Origin of the sequence: Arthrobacter sp. MYb213 (assembly GCF_002979915.1) — a bacterium.
Classification (GTDB): Bacteria; Actinomycetota; Actinomycetes; order Actinomycetales; family Micrococcaceae; genus Glutamicibacter.
The window spans coordinates 116,290-138,292 of the sequence record NZ_PCQA01000005.1; the positions used below are offsets into that span (position 1 = coordinate 116,290).

At 57.7% G+C, this 22,003-nt stretch carries 20 protein-coding genes, 1 pseudogene and 1 riboswitch; of the genes and pseudogenes, 11 read left to right on the top strand and 10 right to left on the bottom strand.

The genetic code is table 11. The features are described from left to right. The first annotated feature begins 218 nt into the window (after window positions 1-218). Both CQ011_RS12955 and CQ011_RS12960 read left to right on the top strand, forming a co-directional pair. Window positions 219-497, top strand: coding sequence for a hypothetical protein (locus CQ011_RS12955; RefSeq protein WP_105678142.1), 279 nt, complete (start codon window positions 219-221; stop codon window positions 495-497). Next, on the top strand, window positions 439-990 hold the full coding sequence (locus CQ011_RS12960) for a hypothetical protein (RefSeq protein ID WP_146112619.1): 552 nt from the start codon (window positions 439-441) through the stop codon (window positions 988-990). The genes CQ011_RS12955 and CQ011_RS12960 overlap by 59 nt, the downstream gene beginning before the upstream one ends. A 96-nt stretch (window positions 991-1,086) precedes the next feature. Here the strand turns inward: CQ011_RS12960 and CQ011_RS12965 are convergent, their stop codons facing one another. The 4 genes from CQ011_RS12965 to CQ011_RS12980 all read right to left on the bottom strand — a co-directional run bounded on the left by CQ011_RS12965 (window position 1,087) and on the right by CQ011_RS12980 (window position 5,052). Next, window positions 1,087-1,437: a hypothetical protein gene (locus tag CQ011_RS12965; RefSeq protein ID WP_105678144.1), complete on the bottom strand. Its 351-nt coding sequence runs from the start codon at window positions 1,435-1,437 to the stop codon at window positions 1,087-1,089. Between the two features lie 30 nt (window positions 1,438-1,467). Next, the gene (locus CQ011_RS17865) at window positions 1,468-1,638 is read right to left on the bottom strand and encodes a hypothetical protein (protein ID WP_181148117.1); all 171 of its coding nucleotides are present in this window, start codon (window positions 1,636-1,638) and stop codon (window positions 1,468-1,470) included. Between the two features lie 285 nt (window positions 1,639-1,923). Next, window positions 1,924-3,297 carry a type IV secretory system conjugative DNA transfer family protein gene (locus CQ011_RS12975; RefSeq protein WP_105678146.1) on the bottom strand — a complete coding sequence of 458 codons (1,374 nt, stop codon included), beginning with the start codon at window positions 3,295-3,297 and terminating at the stop codon, window positions 1,924-1,926. Between the two features lie 297 nt (window positions 3,298-3,594). Continuing rightward, window positions 3,595-5,052 (bottom strand): MDR family MFS transporter, encoded by a 1,458-nt coding sequence (locus CQ011_RS12980; protein WP_286161191.1) that lies wholly within the window; start codon window positions 5,050-5,052, stop codon window positions 3,595-3,597. A gap of 153 nt (window positions 5,053-5,205) precedes the next feature. Between CQ011_RS12980 and CQ011_RS12985 the strand changes: the two genes are divergently transcribed. The 3 genes from CQ011_RS12985 (at window position 5,206) to CQ011_RS12995 (ending at window position 9,042) form a co-directional block, all read left to right on the top strand. Beyond that, complete coding sequence (locus CQ011_RS12985; protein ID WP_105678147.1) at window positions 5,206-5,805, top strand: TetR/AcrR family transcriptional regulator; 600 nt, start codon at window positions 5,206-5,208, stop codon at window positions 5,803-5,805. Between the two features lie 216 nt (window positions 5,806-6,021). Beyond that, on the top strand, window positions 6,022-8,244 hold the full coding sequence (locus CQ011_RS12990; RefSeq protein ID WP_105678148.1) for an NADP-dependent isocitrate dehydrogenase: 2,223 nt from the start codon (window positions 6,022-6,024) through the stop codon (window positions 8,242-8,244). A gap of 186 nt (window positions 8,245-8,430) precedes the next feature. Further along, window positions 8,431-9,042, top strand: coding sequence for a maleylpyruvate isomerase family mycothiol-dependent enzyme (locus tag CQ011_RS12995; RefSeq protein ID WP_105678149.1), 612 nt, complete (start codon window positions 8,431-8,433; stop codon window positions 9,040-9,042). Window positions 9,043-9,077: 35 nt separating this feature from the next. On the opposite strand, the gene CQ011_RS13000 is transcribed toward CQ011_RS12995, so the two are convergent. From CQ011_RS13000 to CQ011_RS13010, 3 genes and pseudogenes are all read right to left on the bottom strand, one after another. Next, the gene (locus tag CQ011_RS13000) at window positions 9,078-10,610 is read right to left on the bottom strand and encodes a deoxyguanosinetriphosphate triphosphohydrolase family protein (protein WP_105678150.1); all 1,533 of its coding nucleotides are present in this window, start codon (window positions 10,608-10,610) and stop codon (window positions 9,078-9,080) included. A 75-nt stretch (window positions 10,611-10,685) separates the two neighbouring features. After that, the gene (locus CQ011_RS13005) at window positions 10,686-11,606 is read right to left on the bottom strand and encodes a 2-hydroxyacid dehydrogenase (protein WP_181148118.1); all 921 of its coding nucleotides are present in this window, start codon (window positions 11,604-11,606) and stop codon (window positions 10,686-10,688) included. A gap of 164 nt (window positions 11,607-11,770) precedes the next feature. Further along, a pseudogene (locus tag CQ011_RS13010) lies at window positions 11,771-12,010 on the bottom strand (transposase); the annotation flags it as partial. Window positions 12,011-12,020: 10 nt separating this feature from the next. Here CQ011_RS13010 and CQ011_RS13015 point away from each other — a divergent pair. Then, window positions 12,021-12,428, top strand: coding sequence for an LPXTG cell wall anchor domain-containing protein (locus CQ011_RS13015; protein WP_146112620.1), 408 nt, complete (start codon window positions 12,021-12,023; stop codon window positions 12,426-12,428). Between the two features lie 75 nt (window positions 12,429-12,503). Here CQ011_RS13015 and CQ011_RS13020 read toward each other — a convergent pair whose 3' ends face one another. Genes CQ011_RS13020 through CQ011_RS13030 form a run of 3 tightly spaced genes read right to left on the bottom strand, consistent with a single transcriptional unit; the run spans window position 12,504 to window position 15,090 of the window. Continuing rightward, window positions 12,504-13,052, bottom strand: coding sequence for a flavin reductase family protein (locus CQ011_RS13020; RefSeq protein ID WP_286161192.1), 549 nt, complete (start codon window positions 13,050-13,052; stop codon window positions 12,504-12,506). After that, entirely contained in the window at window positions 13,039-14,079 is a 1,041-nt protein-coding gene (locus CQ011_RS13025; protein WP_105678154.1) for a methionine synthase, read from the bottom strand. Before CQ011_RS13025 ends, CQ011_RS13020 begins: the two co-directional genes overlap by 14 nt. An 18-nt stretch (window positions 14,080-14,097) precedes the next feature. Then, a complete protein-coding gene (locus CQ011_RS13030) occupies window positions 14,098-15,090 on the bottom strand; it encodes a DUF1852 domain-containing protein (RefSeq protein ID WP_105678155.1) in 993 nt (330 codons plus the stop codon). Between the two features lie 123 nt (window positions 15,091-15,213). Here CQ011_RS13030 and CQ011_RS13035 point away from each other — a divergent pair, with 123 nt between their 5' ends. From CQ011_RS13035 to CQ011_RS13055, 5 genes are all read left to right on the top strand, one after another. Beyond that, window positions 15,214-16,155, top strand: coding sequence for a LysR family transcriptional regulator (locus CQ011_RS13035; RefSeq protein WP_105678156.1), 942 nt, complete (start codon window positions 15,214-15,216; stop codon window positions 16,153-16,155). A gap of 232 nt (window positions 16,156-16,387) precedes the next feature. Next, a riboswitch (SAM riboswitch) is annotated at window positions 16,388-16,478 on the top strand. 92 nt (window positions 16,479-16,570) lie between these two features. After that, window positions 16,571-17,875, top strand: coding sequence for an O-acetylhomoserine aminocarboxypropyltransferase/cysteine synthase family protein (locus tag CQ011_RS13040; RefSeq protein WP_105678157.1), 1,305 nt, complete (start codon window positions 16,571-16,573; stop codon window positions 17,873-17,875). After that, entirely contained in the window at window positions 17,872-19,086 is a 1,215-nt protein-coding gene (locus CQ011_RS13045; RefSeq protein WP_105678158.1) for a cystathionine gamma-synthase, read from the top strand. The genes CQ011_RS13040 and CQ011_RS13045 overlap by 4 nt, the downstream gene beginning before the upstream one ends. Before the next feature lie 59 nt (window positions 19,087-19,145). Then, entirely contained in the window at window positions 19,146-20,846 is a 1,701-nt protein-coding gene (locus tag CQ011_RS13050; RefSeq protein ID WP_105678159.1) for an HNH endonuclease signature motif containing protein, read from the top strand. A gap of 115 nt (window positions 20,847-20,961) precedes the next feature. Then, window positions 20,962-22,002, top strand: coding sequence for a bile acid:sodium symporter family protein (locus CQ011_RS13055; protein WP_105678160.1), 1,041 nt, complete (start codon window positions 20,962-20,964; stop codon window positions 22,000-22,002). Window position 22,003 lies beyond the last annotated feature (1 nt).

Consider the following 22,003-nt stretch of genomic DNA (forward strand, 5'->3'; position numbering starts at 1 on the left):
ACTGCGCAAGCAGAGATTTTGCTTGTTCCATACCGGGAAACCGCTACCGAGCAGGTCATCAGGGTAGGCCTCAGCACTTACACAGCGGCTGTATGCTCCCCACAGCGAGGACGCGCTAGCCAACCGGGTTAAAGTCACGAATGATGACTTGCTGCGCCAAGTTCCCTCAGGTCCGGAAAACAACGAAAAACTGTTGTCCTGGTCCTTGAATGAACTGCGTGAAGAACAGCACCGCTGCCGGAACGAATATCGAACGTATTAGCCGTGAGCTGGAACTACGCGAGCTCGAACAACCAACCCCTAAACCGGCGCCTGGTCGCAATGAACTTGGTGAATGGTACGCACCCACCGCAAAGCTGCATGATCCACGCACCCCAGACGCGTGGAAGCAACAACTGGTCGGATACCGTCCCGTTCTCAATGCCAAGCATCAGCGGGTTGGCGCAGAACCCGCCGGTCTGGTTGGACGCACTAGGTCCTGTGCCAGGACGCAGTGACCGAGCCGATCAATGGCGACGGGTCGCGGCCGAAGTCGCAGCCCATCGTCGTACCTACAACATCGCAGACTCCGAACCAGAATTACTACCGAAGACTCACCTGAAGAAGAGCGAAGTGGCTCAAGGTTTGCGCAATCGTGCGGCCGCGCTGCATAAGCACTCAGAACTGACCACGCGTGCACCGATGCCAGAGGAAGGTAACGCAGAGACGGCACAGCAGAAGAAGGATCAAGCCGTCACTACGCTCAGCCCTACGAGCGCTGAAGCGAAACTTGCCCAGCTGCGCAGGCTCAGCCAAGGCGCCGCACAACCCGCGACAGAGCAGGAGAACACCGTGCCAGCAGAACCCGAGCATGAAATGAGTGGCCCAAAGCCAACCCCGACGGGGAGTCGTTGGTTGAGAAACTGCGTAGGAACCGCACCGAACTGCAAGATGAGCAGAAGAACCATGCCCAGGATGACGAGCTGCGCCGCAAAGGACCAGGTGGGCTGACCATTACCTAGCCAGCCAGCCAGCCAGCCGGCCGAGCGTACAACAAAGAAATGGTGTATGGGAACCCGAGTGCCATTTCTCAATTTTTAGTCTTCGCTAGACGCATTGCACTGAGGTAGCGTTGCCATCCAAAGTATAATAGAAACGAGCAGCCTTACCTGAGCTGGAGCAAGACGCCGCTGCAAGCTGTGGGCCGACAGAAGCCCCAATAATTCCTACAAGCGTCGCTCCAAAAGGCCCAAAAATCGCTCCAAGGAGAGCGCCAACTGCTCCTATACCACCAGTGAAAATTGAACCTTGATCTGCTGCCGAGAATTCAATGTAGAACCCGTTAGAGTCTTGGCCGGCACTCACAGCAGAGGAAGCCACGCCATCAGGCAGGTCAAGCTTTTCCTGAGTAATAGTCAGGATCGATCCAGAACCGAATTCGTAGTCCTTTTCAATCATTTCCCCCACCGTACGCACGGCTACCGGGGATTATGTGCTGAGAACCTGATTGAGAGCTTCGTGTAGTGCTTCTTGTGATTGCGCATTCACTGCACCCTGCGACGAAACTTCCGGGGTGCTAGCAAATGCAGGTCCTGTGGTTGCGAACGTCAGCGCGGCAGTAACTGCAACAGCTGTGACAGCTTTTCCTAACCGTTTCATGGTTTCTCCTTTGAAAGACAAACTATTTCATTTTTGTTCGATTACGCCTGCGGTCAAGCAGCATTCCCACCCCACAGAACACTACGAATGCACTGATCGTAGACACCGTTGAAAAGAGAACTGGATCCCTGGAAGAATCCCAAATGTAAGGAGCGACGAACGCTACGATGATTGCCAGCAAAACACCAAATGCTGTATACATCGATGACTCCTTTGCGTCGTGGATAAAAACTTAAGGAAACCTAAATAGCTCGTTTTCCTGTAGATATAAAGGCTATTTGTAAGTTAAACCCTGTAAAACGACGCTAACATTTCCAGCGGGCGCCGTAAATCATACTTTCGGATGATGGGCGAAGGGTTAGTGAACGAGGACGTGAAGAGTTGCCACACCATCTCCGTATGCACCACATGCGGCGGCAAAATCCGATACACGGCCGTGGCTTGCCCGAACCGTAGGTGCTTGAGTTCTTCGGCGCGGACAATTGCTTTCTCTTCAGAACTGGTAGTAGTTGACCCGCCGGTTTTGCTGGAGGAACGGCTGATGCGTGCTTTGTCGCGGACGCCCATGCCGCTGGCGTAGGTTTTCAGATCTTCACTGTTGATGCCGGGGAAGATCAGTTTTAGGCTGGCGTTGGATTCGATGGCTTTAGCTTCTTCTTTGCCCCACCGTGCTTCGTTCTGGATGAACGACTGGCTGATGCCGAGCACTTGGATGCCGCGGCCACCGGTATCGGTGATCAGTTCTGCCATATTGCTAAATGCTGCCACGTTGGGCGCTTCATCAAGCACCATACGAAATACCTGCCAGAGCCGGCCGGAAGCGAAAGTGCTGGATTTGCACCGTGCCGCCCGGTAGACCTGATCAGCGAACATCGTACTTAACGTACCGAGCGGGGACTTCTCACCGTCCACCACAATATGCAGGGTGTTCGGTCCTTCAAGAAAAGTGTTGATATCGAAGGCTTCCTCGCGGCGGAACCGGAACTGGGAGAGCACTTTCTCGGTGACTAGCGGTTCAGCCAGGGAGAGGAGGGTGGATTTGATGGAGTCTTCGGTTTCACCGGCCCTCGATTCGGTGCGCTCACGCAGCGGTTGGATGAAGGCCCGGGACTTGTGGTGGTCTTCTAAAATGGTGATGGGTTCGGGGTTGTGGGAGTCGAAGATCCACAGCAGTAGGTCATCCATGGTGCGGTCTTCTAACGCGGCAGCGTGTAGGAGCCGGCCAAGGACTGAACCAGCTTTGGCGCTGAACCAGGAACCGTTTTTGGTGCCTTCCATCGGGGCTGTGTTCGCCCACGCTTTGCCACGTTCCAGTGCTTCATCTTCATCTTCGCACCCATAGATTGGGGTCCATTTCACTTTGGTTGGCCAACCGGTAATGCCTTCCCAGTCGCAGACATACACGTCGCCGTCTGCTTCTCGTGCGGTGGCAGTCCACGCCACCACATCAGGTTTCGTTGACGTTGCTAATACTGGTCCTGGGGCGCCCAGCACCATGGGGACCACGACGCTGGAGGTTTTGCCGCCTCGGGCTGGGGCGTAAACCCATATGCTGTCCTCGAGCTGGATATACAGGGCGCCCTTCTTGGAGACGTTGGTGTAGATCGCCAGTGAGATGAAGGTTCCTGCGGTTTTCTTGGTGACCGACGGCCCATAAATTGGCGGACTCTATGCCACGCGGCGGTAAACCCCATCATTGAGGTGATCGCAGCGCTTTGGGGGTTGATCTTGGTGGTGTTCTGACGCGGGGTCACCCACAGTTCGGTGATCAGTGCATAGCCCAGAATCACCACGGTGGCGATGCCGCCGAGGATGCCCCAGGCCCGATGCAACGGGTCTTTTTTGTTTAGTGGTTTCTGCCACCGACATCGTTATTACCATTATTAAACGCAGCGGGGTCCGCAGCCAGTGACTGCGGACCCCGCTTAGCGATTCAATCGAAGTTGCTAGCTCACATTAGGCGCGCTTTTCGACCTTGATGAAGAACGAGAGCAACACGCCGACGGTGCCAAGCAATGCGCCCACGATAAAGGCTGTATGCGCACCGGTGAAGAGCGACTGCGCCAAATCGGAACCCTGAGCGAGTTCGTAGTTGGACAGTACTGACATCACGGTAATGAAGATCGTGGTGCCGATGGCACCACCCAGCTGCTGGCCGGTGTTGAAGATCGCCGAACCGTGTCCATAAAGACGGGGGTTGACAGAGGACATGGCCGAGGACATCAGACCGGTCATCAGCAATGCCAGACCGATTGAGAAGACGACGTGGCTGATCATGAACATCCACAGTTCGGTTTCGGTGGTGACCGTGACATACATCCACTGGCCCAAGGCCAGCATGATTGCGCCGGGGATCAAGACTGGGCGAGGGCCGTGCTTGTCGTAGATGCGACCGAAGATTGGTGAAACGATGGCCTGCGCGAGGCCGCCTGGTAGTAGCATCATGCCGATGGCTAGAGCGCTAATGCCCTTGCCAGATTCGAGAATGATGGGAACCATCATGATCGTGCCGAGCAATGTGCCGAAGGCAATCATGATCAGCACGATTGCAAAGGTGAAGTTCCGAGAGGCGAAGGGGGTGAGATTCAGTAGTTCCTTGCCCTGGCGAGTCAAGCGAATCTGACGCTTGATGAACAGTGCCAAGGAGGCTACGGCCACGACAAAGGTAGCCACGGTCAAGCCCATATTGTCGCTGGCCTTTTCGATGCTGGCGATGCCGTAGACCAGCAAACCAAAGGCGAGTGCGGAAAGGATCACCGAGAAAATATCGACCGGAAGTTTGCGCGCGGTTGATGGAAGCTTGATGAAGATGATGCCCAAGATTAAGGTGATCACTGCCAGCGGAGCCATCAGCACGAAGATGTAATGCCATCCCCACGCGTGAACAATGGCACCGGAGACGGTTGGGCCAATGGCAGGACCGACTGAGATCACGATGGAGTTTAGTCCCATGACCATGCCGCGCTTGTGTACTGGAACTAAGGACAAGGTAGTAGTCATCAACAATGGCAAGACAATAGCGGTGCCAACGGCTTGAATGATGCGAGCGAGCAACAAGAAAGCAAAGCTCGGGGCAAAAATTGCAATCAGTGTGCCGACCAAGAAGCAGGACAGCGCGAAGACGAACAATGAGCGACTGGTGAAGCGCTGCAGTAAGAATCCGGTAGTCGGAATAACTACGGACATGGTCACGAGGAATCCGGTGGTGAGCCACTGCCCGGCCGAAGCCGAAATGCCCATATCCGCCATAATGGCTGGGAGGGCCACCGTCAGTACGGTTTCGTTCATAATCATCAGGAACGCGGCCAGTGCCAGAGCTCCGATAATTCCGATGAGCTGCTTAGTGGGCAGTACTGGATTTTTAGGTCGTGAAGGCGCGGGTTCGGCCTTTATTTCGGTGCGCTCAGGAGCCACTGATTCCTCTTTCTAGAATTGTCCAACTTTCGAATTCTGTCACAAGGTGACACAATTTCGTAAGCGAAACTGGCAGAGTGTGACAGAAAACAACTCTGTGCTGGAGCGTCGTAGGATGATGGCTAGATCACAGAACAACACGTAGGAAATTTAATGGGCATTCGTGACGAACATAAAGCCGCCACCAAGCAGGCTATTCAGGCAGCGACCCTAGATCTCATTGAATCTCTGGGGCTTGAGGCAACTACCGTGGCGCGAATTGCCGAACGCGCAGGAATCTCCGAGCGTACATTTTTTCGCTACTTCGACTCGAAGGAATCGGCCATCGTCCCCGGCCAAGGTGAACTTATTGCCACACTCGCCGGGACCGAAATTGAGGCAGGAAAATCCTCCGCTGAAATTTTTCATGCGTTGCTTGAAGTGTGCCGAACGCACTTCAGTGTCGAAATTCGTCACCATGAAACCCGACGGATCTCCCGGCTCATGCGTCAAGACCCCAAACTGTTGGTGATCGCCACGCGCCGCGAGCAAGAACTCGTCGTTTCACTAAGTCAGTCATTGATTGACCGTGAATTGTTGGACACCATGCAGGCGATGCTGGTCGCTGAGTTGGTGGCTACTACTTGGCGTGTTGCGTGGCAGTGTTTTGCGTATGAAGAGGCCGCCGGGCTGAGCTCAACGCCAGCTGAACTTTTCGAGAAGGCAATCATTAGCCTCTCGGAGATAACGTCGATAGATTCCCTGAGGGCCTAAACCTCTTCGTTTACACATTGAGTTACAGTTCATTAACTTAAGTGTGACAAAGTGCTCGGGCACTATTCATTGCGGTATTTCGGGGAAAAAGCGTGAAATTTCGGTATAAAGTAAACGCCCAAAAGTGTGGTGCAGGACAAAATCAGGTAAGTTTAGAACGTTGAGTTTAGGGCGGATAGCCCGCTTCCGCACGACGTTCAGGGAGACGCCACACTTATGGCCAAGATTATTTACACCCACACCGACGAAGCCCCGATGCTGGCAACGCACTCGTTCCTGCCAATCGTGGAGGCCTTCGCGTCTACCGCCGGTGTTGAACTTGAGACCCGCGACATTTCGCTGGCAGGGCGCATCATCGCCACTTTCCCGGATTATGTCACCGAAGAACAGCGCATCGCCGATGCACTAAGCGAGCTTGGCGACCTAGCCAAGACCCCAGAAGCAAACATCATCAAGCTTCCAAACATCTCGGCATCGATCCCACAGCTCAAGGCTGCGATCACCGAACTTCAGGCAGCTGGCTACGCGTTGCCAGATTACCCGGAGAACCCATCCTCGGATGAAGACACCGATGTTCGCGCACGTTACGACAAGCTCAAGGGCTCTGCCGTGAACCCAGTACTACGTGAAGGTAACTCGGATCGCCGCGCACCATTGAGCGTGAAGAACTACGCACGCAAGTACCCACACTCCATGGGTGCTTGGGCCTCGGACTCGAAGACCAACGTTGCCACCATGGCAGCCGATGACTTCGCCTCCAATGAGAAGTCCATCGTCATCGACAAGGACAAGTCCATCTCCATCCGCTTCGTTGGCGAAGACGGAGCAGTAAAAGTTCTAAAGAAGCCATTCAAGGTACTTGAAGGCGAAGTTATTGACGGTACCGTCATGCACGTCGCTGCACTGACCGAGTTCCTGAAGAACGCCGTAGCTCGCGCCAAGGAAGACGGTGTGCTCTTCTCGGCTCACCTGAAGGCCACCATGATGAAGGTTTCGGACCCAATCATCTTCGGTCACGTCGTCAAGGCATACTTCTCCGAGCTGTTCGCAACCTACGGTGACGAGCTAAAGGCTGCGGGTCTGAACCCAAATAACGGCCTAGCTGCCATCCTTGGCGGACTAGACGAACTCTCTGATGACGTTCGCGCCGGTGTGGAGAAGCTGATCGCTAAGGGTCTGGAAGAAGGCCCAGCCGTTGCCATGGTCGATTCCGACAAGGGCATCACCAACCTGCACGTTCCATCGGATGTCATCGTTGACGCTTCGATGCCAGCAATGATCCGCCTCGGCGGCAAAATGTGGGGCCCAGACGGCAAGGAAGCTGAGACCTTGGCTGTCCTGCCGGACTCCTCTTACTCGGGCGTATACCAGGCGGTTATCGAAGATTGCCGCGCAAACGGCGCCTACGATCCAACCACCATGGGCACCGTGCCAAACGTTGGTCTGATGGCTCAGAAGGCCGAAGAATACGGTTCCCACGACAAGACCTTCGAACTGGCTGCCGACGGCCACGTACAGATCTTGGACGAGAACGACACCGTACTCATCGAACATCAGGTCTTCGCCGGTGACATCTGGCGTGCCTGCCAGGCCAAGGATGTTGCCATCCGTGACTGGGTCAAGCTTGCTGTGAACCGTGCCCGCGCCTCGCAGACCCCAGCGGTCTTCTGGTTGGACGAGAAGCGCGCGCACGACGCCGTACTGATCACCAAGGTCAACGAGTACCTCAAGGAACACGACACCGATGGCCTGACCATCGAAATCTTGGCTCCAATCGAGGCTACCAAGTACACCATCGAACGCATCCGCAAGGGCGAGGACACCATCTCGGTGACCGGTAACGTGCTTCGTGACTACCTGACCGACCTGTTCCCAATTCTTGAATTGGGTACCTCGGCCAAGATGCTTTCGATCGTTCCACTGCTTGCCGGTGGCGGACTGTTCGAGACCGGCGCCGGTGGTTCGGCTCCAAAGCACGTGCAGCAGCTGGTGAACGAAAACCACCTGCGCTGGGATTCACTGGGTGAATTCATGGCGTTGGGTGCTTCCTTTGAACACCTGGCCAACACCACTGACAACGCCCGCGCACAGGTTCTGGCAGATACCTTGGATGCCGCAACCGGCACCTTCCTGCTGGAAGACAAGTCGCCTAAGCGTAAGGTTGGCGAGTTGGACAACCGTGGCAGCCACTTCTACCTAGCTAAGTTCTGGGCCGAAGAGCTGTCCAAGCAGGACAAGGACGCTGCGCTTGCACAGGCTTTCTCCGCTGTAGCCAAGGCACTGGACGAGAACGAGGAAGCAATCGTTTCCGAGCTCGCCGAAGTTCAGGGCAAGGCAGTAGACATCGCTGGATACTACCGTCCGGACGAGGCAAAGACCTCCGCCGTGATGCGTCCTAGCGCAACCCTAAACAAGGCTCTGGAACTACTAACCAAGTAGTCTCAAGCTAGTCAACGAAGGCCGCGTAACCACCGATTGGTAGTTACGCGGCCTTCGTCGTTAACGTTTGCAGATCACCTGCGTTACCCGTTTAATGTCATTTTGTTGAGAATCTATCCGTGCAGTTAGCCACTGGGCGCAGAGTCTGGTGTTGTCTCTGGTCTGCCGAAATGGAAGACTCGATTTATGAGTCAGATCTGGGAACTAGTACATGCCGAACGCAAAGCACTGATCAAGGATCTCGCCGAGCTGAGCGAGGAACAATGGGCCACCCCGTCCTTATGCGCCGGCTGGACGGTGCAAGATGTTGCCGCACATCTGATCGATAACGCGCGCACGACAACGCCTCGACTTGTGGTAGCCATGGCAAAGGCCCGCTTTGATTTTGACCGGCAGAACGCCAACGGAGTCGCAGCAGAAAAAGGCGCGACTACCCAAGAAACTCTCACTGGTCTACGCGAAGTGGCCGCACGTCGCAGCGGACCACCGGCCCCACTAGCCAGCCGCTTGGTAGAAGAAATTGCTCACGGCGAAGACATTCGGCGTCCGCTGGGAATTAAGCGCAACTACCCTTCACAGTCAGTGCACCTAGCCATTGGCTACCAGACGCGCACGAGCCAAGCCTTCGGTGGCGCAAAAGAATTGGCGCGCCGAGTCACTCTGGTCGCCGAGGATGACGATTACACCCTCGGCACGGGAATGGAAATCCGAGGTCCGCTGATTGAACTATTGATGCTGGTTACCGGACGTGAGGAACGTTTAGGTTCCTTGCACGGACCCGGTGTCGCCTTTATCTGATCCTGCGGTTCAACCATCCAAGGAGCCGCGCAGGCTTAGAGCCCGCGGCCGGCCTCCCACAAATTATCTGCGGTACCCGCCAACAGGGCGTTCAACGAGACCGCCTGCGCATCGGTAAACGAGGCAATGTAGTCTACGATCGCGCGGGCTTGGCCTAAGCGTTGCACCTCATTGGGTCCGGCCTGCAAGAACAGCTCGGGGGAGTGTGCGCGTAATTGCCGATACTCTTCGGTGGCAGCCTGCACTGAATCCAAGAGTCGGCGCGGAGCTCGCGCCGCATCATCAGGATCGTTTAGCCAAGAATTAAATCCCTCGGCCAAAGATTTGATGATGCGAGTCTGGCCGCGCTGGTACACGGCCAGATCCGAGCGATCCAGAACGAAGCGCGAGTGCACAAACTTCAGCACCCCGACATCGTGCCAGGCTTCCTTGGTCAGCCGCACATGTCCGCTACGGATCGTCGGGGTGCGTTCTACTGTCACCGATTCTTGCAGTCGGTCGATCCACCTACGCGTAAAAGCGGTCACCGCACGGTCAGCTTCCAAACCACCATCGTAGGGGACCGCCAGCAGTCCCTCGACGAGGTCATGCCCTACTCGCTGCACCGAATCACGGAAAGCAGCAGCGTCGGCAATCCACGGATCCTTAGCAAAAGCCCGACGCCAGGTCATTTCCAATGCGTGGCCCGGTTTGCGCAGATCCAGATCTGCCTGACGCACCTCGGCCAGCTGTTCGGACTGTTCCAACCAGTTACGGAACTCGGCCGATACCGTGGTGTATTGCAAGATTCCCGCACGATAAAAGTCATCCAGATCATGGACCGCGTAAGCGATATCATCGGCGATATCCATAACCGAGCTTTCAACGGTTTGCTGAAATTTGGTGATCGCTGGGAACACCGAGAGCACGTCGCGCATTTCGGCGGCTTCAATGTCATAGGCGGAGTATTTGATAGCCCCCGCGGCCGGATCGGTGCCTACCCCGCGCGGCAGTAACTCCGCGGAAATCGGGGCAAGGGTGCGCCACTCATTGCGCGTCCAAGGATATTTCAGCACCGCTGCACGCACTGCCCGAGTCAGGTTCATCCCGCGAGCCGTGGCATCACAGCTATCCAGTGCGGTCAGAATACGGAAGGTCTGAGCATTGCCCTCAAAACCGTCGGGCAACCCCAGGATATTGCGGGCTACCCGGTCGAGCTCTTGCTCACCCAAGTGTCCGAAGGGAGGGTGGCCCAAATCGTGGGCAGCTGCCGCCGCCTGAACGACCACTGGGTCGCAACCGCCTAAGTCCGCCACCAGCTTGCGAGTTTCTTCGTCTGCGGTGCGTAGCCTAATGGCAATGCTTCGTGCCACGGCGGAGACCTTCAGCGAATGGGTCAGCCGGTTATGTACCGTGGTGCCCGAACCCGCTTGCGGAATGACTTGGGTGACCGCCGACAAGCGCGAGAAGTACGGAGAGAAGCGGATGCGTTCGATATCGATACGAAAATCGTCCTCGCCGGTACGATTCTGCTCGATGATTGCGCGCTCTCGGCCGCCGGTGTCATGAGTTTTCTGCCTGATATCCATCGTAGGAACTAGCCTAGGTCATGCGTCCCAAACGAGCAGGTAAAAGCGGTGATTGGGAGTTTCTAATTCAAACGACTAACCGCGCACCAGATGGAGCGGTGCGTCTCCGGCGGCTAGGCGTTTGACCTGTTCTACGGCTAAATTCATCGCAAGATCAATGAACATCGTCGTGTTTCCCGCAATATGCGGGGTGACTAAGCAATTTGGTGCCGTCCACAGTGGGTGGCCAGCAGGCAGTGGTTCGGGATCTGTGACATCCAGTGCCGCGGATAGTCTTTCTGACTCAAGCTCAACGAGCAACGCCTCGGTATTCACCACCGGTCCCCGTCCCACATTGACCAAAAGACTACCGTTGGGCATCTGAGCCAAGAACTCTTTACCGACTATCCCGCGCGTGTTGGGACTATCAGGTAAAGCAACGATGACAATCTCGGCGCTAGGCAAAAGCTGAGGTAACTCATCGATGCCATGCACTACTAATCCTTCCTCGGTGGTGCGTGCCCGGCTAGCTACCGCTAAGATTTTTCGTGGCTTAAAGGGTTGCAAACGCTGGTAGATTTCCTGGCCAACGCCGCCGAACCCCAAAAGCAACACTGTCGAACCGTGCAGCGTCCCGCCCCAGAGCGGATTCCAAGCTTGCTGTTGTTGCTGAATTGTAGCGCGCGGAATTTCTCGCAATGACGCGAGGATCAGCGCCAGAGTATGTTCCGCGGTCGCGTCTTCCACTGCTCCTTTGGAATTACTCAGGCTGACCGTTGAGGGCAGGTGATCGAGAATCCATTCAAAACCAAGGGATAGTAAGTGCACATGTTGTAAACCCGGAATCTTGGCTACGCGGTCGCGGCGTTCGAAGAGCAACGGACGCTCGGTGATGAGCACTTCTGCTTCGGGAGCTTCTTCAACGGAATCATTGATGTGCCAAAAGATTGGCGTGATGCCAGGAACGTCGAGGTGAGCTAATAAGCGTCCGTTGGGAACAAGTACACGTAGAGCCACGTGGGGCCTCCTGAAATATTTGCGCTTGTCTGCAGACCAAATGGAGCAGGACCTATCGCCATTTTTACAGTTTATCTTCCTAATGCCAAACTATTTGTCCAGCATGGACTAACTGGTGATTAGGGCATACATCCAATTATCGGGGGATGCCCCTATGTTAAAAGTCAAGCAATTTTCTGCTCCGGAACATCATAAAGTGAGCCATCTCGAATCATCGCAAACAGGACTGTCAGTCGACGGTGCGCCAACGCAATGAGCGCCTGGTTGTGGCGTTTACCTTGAGCTCGCTTCCGGTCATAATATTCCCGGCTGGTTGGATCGAAACGAATGGACGCGAACGCCGAAAGGAAGAGCGCACGTTTCAGTCGCTTGTTGCCTGAATGGCTGACTCGCTCAGACTTGATTCTGCCTTTCATGATGGAAGGCATTGAGAGCGATGAAGACGCCGCGGAGATTCAAGCATTCCTCGAAGAGGTTGTTGCCAACGACTCCGAACGGCGCGCGTACTATCTTGAACTGTTCTTCGGCATCCAAGCAACTCCTGACGAGAACAGTTCTGAAGGAACTGTGAGTGAAGAAGAAGAACTGGTTCCGTCCCAGAGTGAATCTCCTTCGGCCAATGCTGTCATCGAGCCCGCAGGCCAGGTAAGAGATGCGTCTTCGGACAAGAAGGAAGAGTCCAAGAAGAGCGCCGACGCTGCTACACCTGCACTGGCAAACACCGGTATTGACGGTGTCGCGGCTGCCGGGGTGGGGCTACTACTGGCCCTGGCCGGTGCAGTCGTTGTTGCTCTGGGTCGTAGGAAATCGGCCAAGCACTAGCGCCGCGAGATATTACTGGCGAAATACCAATTGAAGCTGTTCGGCCACCTTCTTTGAGTCGGTGGCCGAACAGCTTCAATTCTTTATTTGGGAGTTTTCATCCAAACGGTGCCAAGCACGGTTATGGTAGACCAGTCCGTTGCTGGGTTGGCCGGGTTCGCTATCGCGTTCAATGTGCGACTGAAGCGCTCGGGCCACAAAAACCGTAGAGGTGCCCGCCTGGACTCGTTCTATGACCTCGCAGCGTACCCAAGCGCGGACTCCATCAAATACCGGTTCGCCGGTGCTCAGCCTTGACCAGGTTTGCTTCTGTGCGAAGCGGTCGATGCCACTGGTCGCACCAAGCTTCGCCACCTCGATGTCGTGCGCATCCAAGCTGTGAACGACAAGAGATGTCGCGCGGGTGAGCACTTTGGCTGCCGAGGACAGCGCAGAAATCGAGAAGACGAGCAGTGGTGGATCAACGCTAATCGAAGCCACTGATGTCGCGGTGAGGGCAACGGGTCCGTCTCCGGCATCAGTGGTAATCAGGCTGACGCCACCGGGGTGCCCACGGAAGATCGCTTTGAAATCATCTGCGGGCAACGACGGCGTTGAAGGCTCCGTTACTTTAGACGCGTGCACCAACAAGCTCCTCGCGCAGGATGCCAGCGCCAGCGCTGAGCGCGCTGAGCTTGGCCAGGGCCACATCGCGGCGGAACGGGGCCATGCCGCAGTTGGTGCTGGCAATCAGCTTGCCCGCATCAACATACTCAAGAGCGTTGCGCAGGGTCTGTGCTACTTCCTCGGCAGTCTCTACAGCGTCGTTGGCCACATCGATGGCGCCGAGCATCACTCGTTTGCCGCGCACCATTTCAACTACCTCAAGCGGGACATTCGAATGGTGGGATTCCAGCGAAACGGTGTCGATCGAGGAAGCCTGCAACAGCGGGAAGGATTTCTCGTAGTGGCGCCACTGGGCTCCGAGGGTCGCTTTCCAATCATTGTTCGCCTTGATGCCGTAGCCAAAGCAGATATGCACTACGGTCTCGGCTTTGAGTCCCTCGCAGGCGCGCTCCAGTGCGGCGATGCCCCAGTCGGCCACTTCGTCAAAGAAGACGTTGAAGGCAGGCTCGTCGAACTGGATGATATCCACCCCGGCGGCTTCAAGTTCGCGGGCTTCCTGGTTCAGGATGGTCGCGAATTCCCAGGCCAACTTCTCGCGGCTGCGGTAGTGCGCGTCGTACAAGGTATCAACCATGGTCATCGGGCCAGGCAAGGTCCACTTGATCTGGCGGTCGGTCAGCGTGCGCAGGAATTTCGCGTCCTGAACGAAGACCGGCTTTTCGCGCTCAACGGCACTGACGACGGTGGGAACGCTGGCATCGTAGCGGTTGCGAATGCGCACCGTCTCACGCTTTTCGAAGTCGACACCGCTCAGGTGCTCGATGAAGGTCGTGACAAAGTGCTGGCGGGACTGCTCGCCATCGCTGATGATGTCGATGCCGCGCTGGGCCTGTTCGAGAACCGCGGCACGCATGGCGTCTTGCTGGCCCTCGCGCAATTGCGCGCCTTCAAGCTTCCAAGGGGACCAAAGCTTTTCAGGTTCGGCAAGCCATGAAGGCTTGGGCAGGCTGCCGACAATCGACGTGGGGATAAGCGGGGAAGTCATGAATTATCTTTCGGATTCTTAGGCGACGGGAGCGGGATAGGAAGCAGCCCACTGCTTGAGCAATTCGCGATTTGGAGCGATGAAGTGCTCTTCGGTGAACTTGCCTTGGATCTTGCCCAATTGGGTTCGTTCTTCACGGTCATAAAAGACGCGGGTAGGGGAGAAATCCTCTACGCCAAGATTCGGGTGATATACCGCTGGCGCCGCTGAATTAGCGCTGTAGATTTCCGGACGGTAGATCTTCTGGAATGTCTCCATGGTGCTGATGAGACTGATCAGCTGCAGATTGGTGTAATCGTTGAGCAGATCACCGCGGAAGTAGAAAGCCAGCGGAGCGGCGGCGCCTGGTGGCATGAAGTAACGTACGCTCAAGCCCATTTTGCCGAAGTACGTGTCGGTTAATGAATTTTCGTCCTGTTGGTATTCCAAGCCGAGCACCGGATGGCTGTTGCCTGTGCGGAAATAGGTCTTGGAAGTCGAGACGCTGATGCAGACCACCGGCAGCTGGGCAAAACGCTCACCATAGGCCTGCGAGTTAAGGAAATGCTGGAAAAGTTGTCCGTGGAGATCACCAAAATCTTCGGGAAGCACCGGAGCTCCGCTGTCATTACACGAGGCTGGAAGCACCACACTGAAGTCGTAGTCGCGGACGTACGAAGAAAAGTTATTGCCGACTATTCCCTGGGTCCGAGTGCCGGTGAGTTGATCCACAATCGTGGTTTCAAGGACTTCTAAAAGGGGGAATTGTTGGTCGATATTATCTGCAGTGAAATGCACATTTGCAGAAATGATTTCCAATTCAAGCGTATAACGGTTTCCCTGAGGATTGTCCCAGTGAGACAAGGAATTGAACCGCCGGTTGATCATCATCAGGGCATTGCGCAGATTCTCTTCACGACGCTCTCCACGTGCCAAATTGGCGAAGTTTGTCGTGGTTCGAGAATTCGCTGAAGGAGTGTAATTCTCGTCGAATTTGGTGGTGCTAATGCTGAAGGTCAACGCGTCTGCCATGATGGCCAATCTGTCTCTAAAGGGGCCTTGGTGGGCCGAGGGGAAGTCGATGCGTCAATCATGCAGGGTGTTTGTGGATATCAGGTAACTCGATATAACTATGGATTCATATAGACTCTTCCTATGGTTCAGGGAACGAGTGGTTTGACACTGCAGCAGCTTCGCTATTTCGTCGCGGTCGCCTCGGAGGGTTCTATCTCCGCTGCCGCCGACCTGATTTACGTGGCGCAGCCCAGCATGTCCGCGGCGATGAAAGAGCTAGAAGCGCGGGTGGGACGCACCTTGCTGATGCGCTCAGCCAGGGGAGTGACGCTCACCGCCGAAGGCGCAGAGTTCCTCGGCTACGCCCGGCAGGTCCTGGAGCAGGTGGAGCTCCTAGAACATCGCTACCTCGGCCGTCCCGCCGCCCGACGACTGCTGGGCGTCTCCACCCAGCACTACTCCTTTTCGGTGGATGCCTTCGTGCGAATGGTCCAGGCCAGCGGGGCCGAGGAATACCAATTTTCGCTCCGCGAGACCCGCACCGAAGAAATCATCGAGGACGTGCGCACCCTGCGAAGCGACATCGGAATCCTGTACCGCAATGACTTCAACCGGAAGGTTATCGACAAGCTGCTGCGCGAATCCCGGCTCGTCTTCCACCCGCTGTTTTTGGCTGATCCGCACATCTTCATCTCACGCAGCAACCCGCTGGCCGCCCGGGCGCAGGTCACGCTCGAAGATCTCGAAGATCTGCCGCGACTGACCTTCGATCAGGGTGCAAACAATTCCTTCTACTTCGCCGAAGAGGTCCTCTCCACACGCTCCAGCCAACGCGAAATCCAGGTTTCGGACCGTGCCACCATCTTCAACTTGATGATCGGCCTGGGCGGGTACACGATCTCCACCGGCATCATCAGCGATGAGCTCGATCCCTCCATCGTTGCCATCCCGCTGGCCATCGAGGAGCGCATCGAGATTGGCTGGATCGACCACGCCGCCATTCCGCTGACCGACCAGGCCCAGCGCTACTTGCAAGAAGTCCGCGCGGTAGTCGCCAGCTTCGGGGTAGAAGTGCTCGACTGAGCCGACAGCAGCGTAACGCTCGGTCATCGAGCAGTGGCGAATCGTCATAAACTTCGAGAAAAACAGCTAGATCTTGCTGAACTTGGCTCAAAGTGCGCGTCATAAAGTGGTGCCAGCCACCGCGTCATCATGACAAGGCGACGACATATGAAGCATGGCGGCCTTGTATGAAGCCTGCCGTCCGATAGCGCTTGCACCGCCGAACGCCCATGGCCAACCATGGAAGAACAACAACCCATCAAGAGCGACTAAGAGATCTGGCTCGAAGACGTCGCAGCAACCATCGGGAAACCGAAAGGTGCTAATGCCAGGAACGATGGAGCAGTTCCGAACGCGTTTTTGCGTGCAGCGCCTTGTGCCGCGCTGGACTCGAAGCCAATCGGTGCACTCCCTCGCAGAGAATCGAGGAGGAGCTATGAGCCAAGGAACCGACGCGGTCCACGCCGGATATCGCCCGAGCGGAGAATTCCGTCCGATGCTGCCACCGCTGCACAATAGTGCGGCCTATCAGTTCGCCTCGCACGCCGAGGCGATCGAGAAGTTCGCGTTGCGCCAGGCTGGCTTCACTTATTCACGCACCGGCAACCCGACCGTCTCCATCCTGGAGCAGCGGGTCGCCGCCTTAGAAGGTGGGGCGCACGCGGTGGCCACGGCCACCGGACAATCCGCCGTCGCCCTCTCGCTGCTGGCGCTGACCCAAGGGGCCAAACATATTGTCGCCTCCGCCTCGCTCTACGGCGGCACCGTGGACCTGTTCACGGACACCTTCGCCGACTTCGGCATTCGAGTTTCCTTCGTAGACCAGGGTGACCCGGCTGCCTGGGAAGCGGCCATCGAGCCCGATACCCGGGCCTTCTTCCTGGAATCGGTCTCCAACCCGCTGTGCACCGTCGCCGATCTGCCAGCCATCGCGGACATCGCCCACCGGCACAACATCCCGGTGGTGGTCGATAATACGTTGGCCACCCCGATCAACTTCAAGCCCCTAGATTTTGGCGCGGACATCGTGGTGCACTCGGCCACCAAGGCGCTGGCCGGACACGGCTCGGTACTTGGGGGAGTCATCGTGGACTCGGGCCGCTTCGACTTCACCAACGCCACCCGCTGGCCACAGATTGCCGCACCCCGAGATCGCCTCAACGGTGCTTCTCTGCTCGGTCGCCACGGCCCGGGCGCCTATGCGATGCTGGTGCGCTCCAAATTCCTGCACGACCTAGGGCCAACCCTTGCCCCGGCCAGCGCACAAGCGATCCTCACCGGTATCGAAACCCTGGCCGTCCGCGCCGCCCACGTCGGCCGTAGCGTGCAAACAATCAGCATAGCTTTGGCCGCCCACCCGGGAATCAAGGCTATCCACCACCCCTCACTGCCCACCCACCCAAGTCACGCGCTCGCCGGGCGGTTACTTCCGCGGGGCACCGGCTGCGTATTGGCCATTGAATTGGCCGACGAGGCGTTGGTCTCCGCGGTGATCGATGCGCTGGAACTGATCGCCCTGGCCGCGAACATCGGAGACACTCGTTCGATGATTGCCCACCCCGCCACCATGACCCATTGCCGGCTCTCCGAACAACAACTCGCCGCCGCGGGGTTGAGCACCGCGGTGCTGCGACTGTCTGTCGGCCTCGAAGACCCCGTTGACCTGATCGCCGACCTCACCCACGCCCTAGATAGCGCGATCGCCGCGCCAACGGAACTGACCCAAGGAGTTTTCTCATGAGCGGCTTTAACACCCTCGCGGTACACGCCGGACAGCATAAAGACCCGGCCACCGGCGCGGTCATCCCGCCGATCTACCAGACCAGCACCTTCATCCAGGACGGCATCAACGTGCTGCGCGCCGGACATGAATACTCACGCGGCTCTAACCCCACCCGCAATGGTTTCGAAGAACAATTGAATGCGCTGGAACGCGGGGTCGCCGGGTTCGCCTTCGCCTCCGGGATCGCCGCGGAGGATGCGCTACTGCGGGCGGTGCTCGCCCCAGATGACCATATCATCCTAGGCGCCGACGGATACGGCGGCACCCACCGGCTGATCAACAATCTGCACCGCAAATGGGGGATCAGCGCTTCCACCGTGGAGCTGACCGACCTGTCCGCGGCTGCCGCGGCACTGCGCCCCAACACCGCGTTGATTTGGGTGGAAACCCCGTCCAATCCGCTGTTGAAGATCGCCGATCTTAGCGCTCTGGCCAGCCTGGTTCGCGAGCACGGGGCGCTGCTGGTGGTCGATAACACCTTCGCCACTCCCTACCTGCAACGCCCGCTTGATTTTGGGGCTCACGCGGTCATCCACTCCACCACCAAGTACATCGGTGGGCACTCCGATGTGCTCGGCGGCGCGGTCATCGTGGCCGACTACCTGCACCGGGGCCAATCGCTGGCCGAGGCGGTAGGTTACCAACAATTTGCCGGCGGCGCGGTGGCCGGCCCGCAAGATGCTTACCTTGCCGCCCGCGGACTAAAAACCCTAGGACTGCGCATGGAACGGCACTGCGCCACCGCGCTAGAACTGGCCCGTTGGCTGCAAACCAGGCCCGAGGTATCCCGCGTCTACTATCCGGGCCTGCCATCGCACCCCGATCACCGGCTGGCCGCCACCCAGCAGCGCGGCTTTGGCGGGATCATCTCGCTGCAACTGGCCGGTGGGGAACACGCGGCCCGCGCGCTGGCCGAATCCATGGAGTACTTCCAGCTTTCGGTATCCCTGGGCGGGGTGGAATCGCTGGTCTGTTACCCGCGGGAGATGACCCACGCCTCCACCATCGGCACTCCCCAGCAAATTCCGGCCGATCTGGTCCGCCTCTCCGTGGGCATCGAGGAGCCGGCGGATCTCATCGCCGATCTCACCGCCGGGCTGGCCGCGGCCCACAGCGCCACTTCCCTCGCCACACAGAACCTGCCACGCCCCGCCATGGCTTCGGCCTAGTTATCCACATTCGCCGGCAGCCTGAGCCGAACACCGCGCCACGGCACCATGCTGTTTTCATGACAGCATCCATGAACGAAGCCTTGAGGCAGCTGGCCGACGCGGCCACGCTGGTCGCCTCAGCCACGGCAGCGCTTGCCCAGCCCGATCTTCCGGCCGGGCACGCCGCCTACTTCGCGATGCTTACCGAACACCTCGGGCAACAGCTCACCCGCGCGCAGATTTATGCCGCCGAGGCCGCACGCCGCACCGGCGCACATAAACTCGACCAAGAATCTCTGCAGGCGATCAGCGATGCCGGGCCTAACCCATCCGCGCAGGATCTGGCGGCGACGACGGGACGCACCACCAGTGCACGTACGCACTTTAAGCACACCGCGGACTTCTTACATGGCTGGTTGCGCATCCCGTTGTCCACCGCGCGGGAGCGTTTGCTGCAGGCCGATTGCCTGGTCGCAGGGGTCAACGATGCCGGCCAAGTCACCGGGCCCTGGCTGCCTGCACTCGCCCAGGAATTTAGCGACGTGAACACCGACCCCCGGCTGGTGGTGGCCGCCTCCAAGAAGATCCATGCAGTGCGAAATGACCTAGGGCAGGACCACGAGCGCGACGCGGCGAAGACCAAACTACAGTCCGAAGCGGTTCACTTCATCAAAAACGAGCCGGAGACCGCGCGGAAACATCTGTCGGATTTGGTGGCCGAGGTCAAGTCTGGAACCCGTGAGATGAAGGCGCTGCTGGCGGAAATCGGCTTTTTTAAGGTCGGAATCCGCAACGGACTGGTGGAATACGTACTTCGCGTGCTGCCCTCGCAGGCTTCGGTGATCGAGGCATTCCGGCAGCAGCTAAATAACCCGAAGACGATCGCCGGGAATCGCGATGCGCTCCGCGAGCTGGATTCGGAGCTGACCGGAGAGCCAACCAGCCAATGGGACGACGACCACACCATGCCCGACTGGGCACGAACCGAGGCCACCCCAATCGACCAGCCCACCCCAACCGACCAGCCCTCGCCGCAGAGCAACAATAAATCCACCGCAGAACCGGCGGAAGATACCGGGGCACCTGAGCAAATAGAGGCACCATGGGAAAATCTGAGCCCCGAGCGGCGGCATTTGATCGGATTCATGGCGTTGCTCATGAGCGACCGCACCGGATCAGGGGGATCGCCGGGGAAACAACCCGGACTTGTCACTCCACAGGTGAGCATCATTATGGATTACGAGAAGATGCTCGAACGCGGCAAGGACTTCGCGGTAACCTCCTCCGGCTTTGCCTTAACGGTGGGGGAGACGCGCGCGGCGTTATGCAATGCGGGAGTGTACCCCTTGGTGCTCAACGGCAAGAGTCTTCCGCTGGATTTGGGCAGGACCCAACGGTTGTACACCAAGGCGCAGGGGCGTGCGATCCGTGCCGCCTATCGGGGCTGTTCCTATCCGGGGTGCAGTATGCCGGCCGAAAGGTGCGAGCTGGATCATTTGGATGCGTGGGAGAAAGGTGGCAATACCGACATCTGTTCCGCGGACCTGGGCTGTCCGGTGCATCATATCGAGCGGCACTGTGGCTTGTTCCACGCGGTAAAAATTCCAGGATGCCGTCCGATGGTGTTGCTCTCTAAGGAGCTCGATCCCCAGCAGCGGTTGCGGGTGAACACATTTTTTCTATCGCCCAATGAGGCATTGGAGGCTAACCACTTGGCCGATTCCATGACCCGGCTGTGGCGTGCGGGGAAGCTCGACGTGGAAATAGTCGACCCTTAATCCTTCGATCATTTCCAACCGCCACCGGTGAGCGGCTAACGCTCTGAACGCGCGAAGTTTGATCGTTTTGTCGTCACAATTGGCGCATGGGTGATCAGTTTGTCAAGATTGACGCATGCCTTCTGATCCTTCTGTTCACTCAGCACCCGAACCTCCCCAATCATCCCAAGAGCGCGATAATACCGAGTCGGCCGGCGAGGAACGCAGCGCCAAAGTAGCCGTCACCCTCTTCCCGCTCCTAGTTCTAGCCGGCGGCGCCATCGCACTGCTCACCCCCGGGACCTTCACCGGTTTCTCGAAGTTGATCAACCCGTTGTTAATGGTGATCATGTTCGGCATGGGGCTCACGCTCACCTGGCCAGATTTCGCCCTTGTGGTGCGTAAGCCACTGCCGGTGATCCTCGGGGTGATCGCGCAATATGTGATCATGCCGCTGCTGGGCCTGGCCATTTCGATCCTGCTTCAGCTGGACCCGGCCCTGGCTGCCGGCGTGATTCTGGTCGGTTGCGCCCCGGGCGGCACCGCGTCAAACGTCGTCACCTATCTGGCCAAGGGCGATGTCGCACTGTCGGTCACGATGACCTCGATCTCCACGCTGCTGGCACCAATATTCACCCCACTGCTCACCCTCTGGCTGGCCGGACAGTACCTGCCGGTGGACGCCGGCACCATGGCCCTGTCCATTGTGCAGATCGTGCTCATCCCGGTAGTGCTCGGACTCGTTTTGCGCGCGATCATTCCGCGCCTTGTCAACTCGGTTCTCCCGGCCCTACCGTGGGTATCGGTCATCGCGATCACCGGCGTCGTCCTCATCGTGGTTGCCGGCAGCTCCGCCGCCATTTTCAGCGCTGGGCTACTGATCCTGCTCGCGGTCATCTTGCATAACGCCGGCGGTATCGCCCTAGGTTATGGCACCGCGAAACTGTTCAAACAGCCGATCGCTAGCCGTCGCACCATGGCCGTCGAGGTCGGCATGCAAAACTCGGGTCTCGCCTCCGGGCTGGCTAAGCAATTTTTCACCCCCGAGGCGGCACTTCCCGGTGCGGTATTCTCCGTCTGGCACAACCTCTCCGGCGCGCTCATCGCAGCATATTGGCGTCGCAGTAGTGCCAAACAGGCGCAGCGCCAACTGGTAGAAGAACAACCGGCAAAGTAGC

Bases quoted from the DNA above. Each gene is read 5' to 3' on its own strand.
- CQ011_RS12965 (WP_105678144.1), bottom strand. From the start codon at position 1,437: ATGATTGAAAAGGACTACGAATTCGGTTCTGGATCGATCCTGACTATT.
- CQ011_RS17865 (WP_181148117.1), bottom strand. From the start codon at position 1,638: ATGAAACGGTTAGGAAAAGCTGTCACAGCTGTTGCAGTTACTGCCGCG.
- CQ011_RS12985 (WP_105678147.1), top strand. From the start codon at position 5,206: ATGGGCATTCGTGACGAACATAAAGCCGCCACCAAGCAGGCTATTCAG.
- CQ011_RS12990 (WP_105678148.1), top strand. From the start codon at position 6,022: ATGGCCAAGATTATTTACACCCACACCGACGAAGCCCCGATGCTGGCA.
- CQ011_RS12995 (WP_105678149.1), top strand. From the start codon at position 8,431: ATGAGTCAGATCTGGGAACTAGTACATGCCGAACGCAAAGCACTGATC.
- CQ011_RS13000 (WP_105678150.1), bottom strand. From the start codon at position 10,610: ATGGATATCAGGCAGAAAACTCATGACACCGGCGGCCGAGAGCGCGCA.
- CQ011_RS13015 (WP_146112620.1), top strand. From the start codon at position 12,021: ATGATGGAAGGCATTGAGAGCGATGAAGACGCCGCGGAGATTCAAGCA.
- CQ011_RS13025 (WP_105678154.1), bottom strand. From the start codon at position 14,079: ATGACTTCCCCGCTTATCCCCACGTCGATTGTCGGCAGCCTGCCCAAG.
- CQ011_RS13030 (WP_105678155.1), bottom strand. From the start codon at position 15,090: ATGGCAGACGCGTTGACCTTCAGCATTAGCACCACCAAATTCGACGAG.
- CQ011_RS13035 (WP_105678156.1), top strand. From the start codon at position 15,214: ATGGTTCAGGGAACGAGTGGTTTGACACTGCAGCAGCTTCGCTATTTC.
- CQ011_RS13040 (WP_105678157.1), top strand. From the start codon at position 16,571: ATGAGCCAAGGAACCGACGCGGTCCACGCCGGATATCGCCCGAGCGGA.
- CQ011_RS13045 (WP_105678158.1), top strand. From the start codon at position 17,872: ATGAGCGGCTTTAACACCCTCGCGGTACACGCCGGACAGCATAAAGAC.
- CQ011_RS13050 (WP_105678159.1), top strand. From the start codon at position 19,146: ATGACAGCATCCATGAACGAAGCCTTGAGGCAGCTGGCCGACGCGGCC.
- CQ011_RS13055 (WP_105678160.1), top strand. From the start codon at position 20,962: ATGCCTTCTGATCCTTCTGTTCACTCAGCACCCGAACCTCCCCAATCA.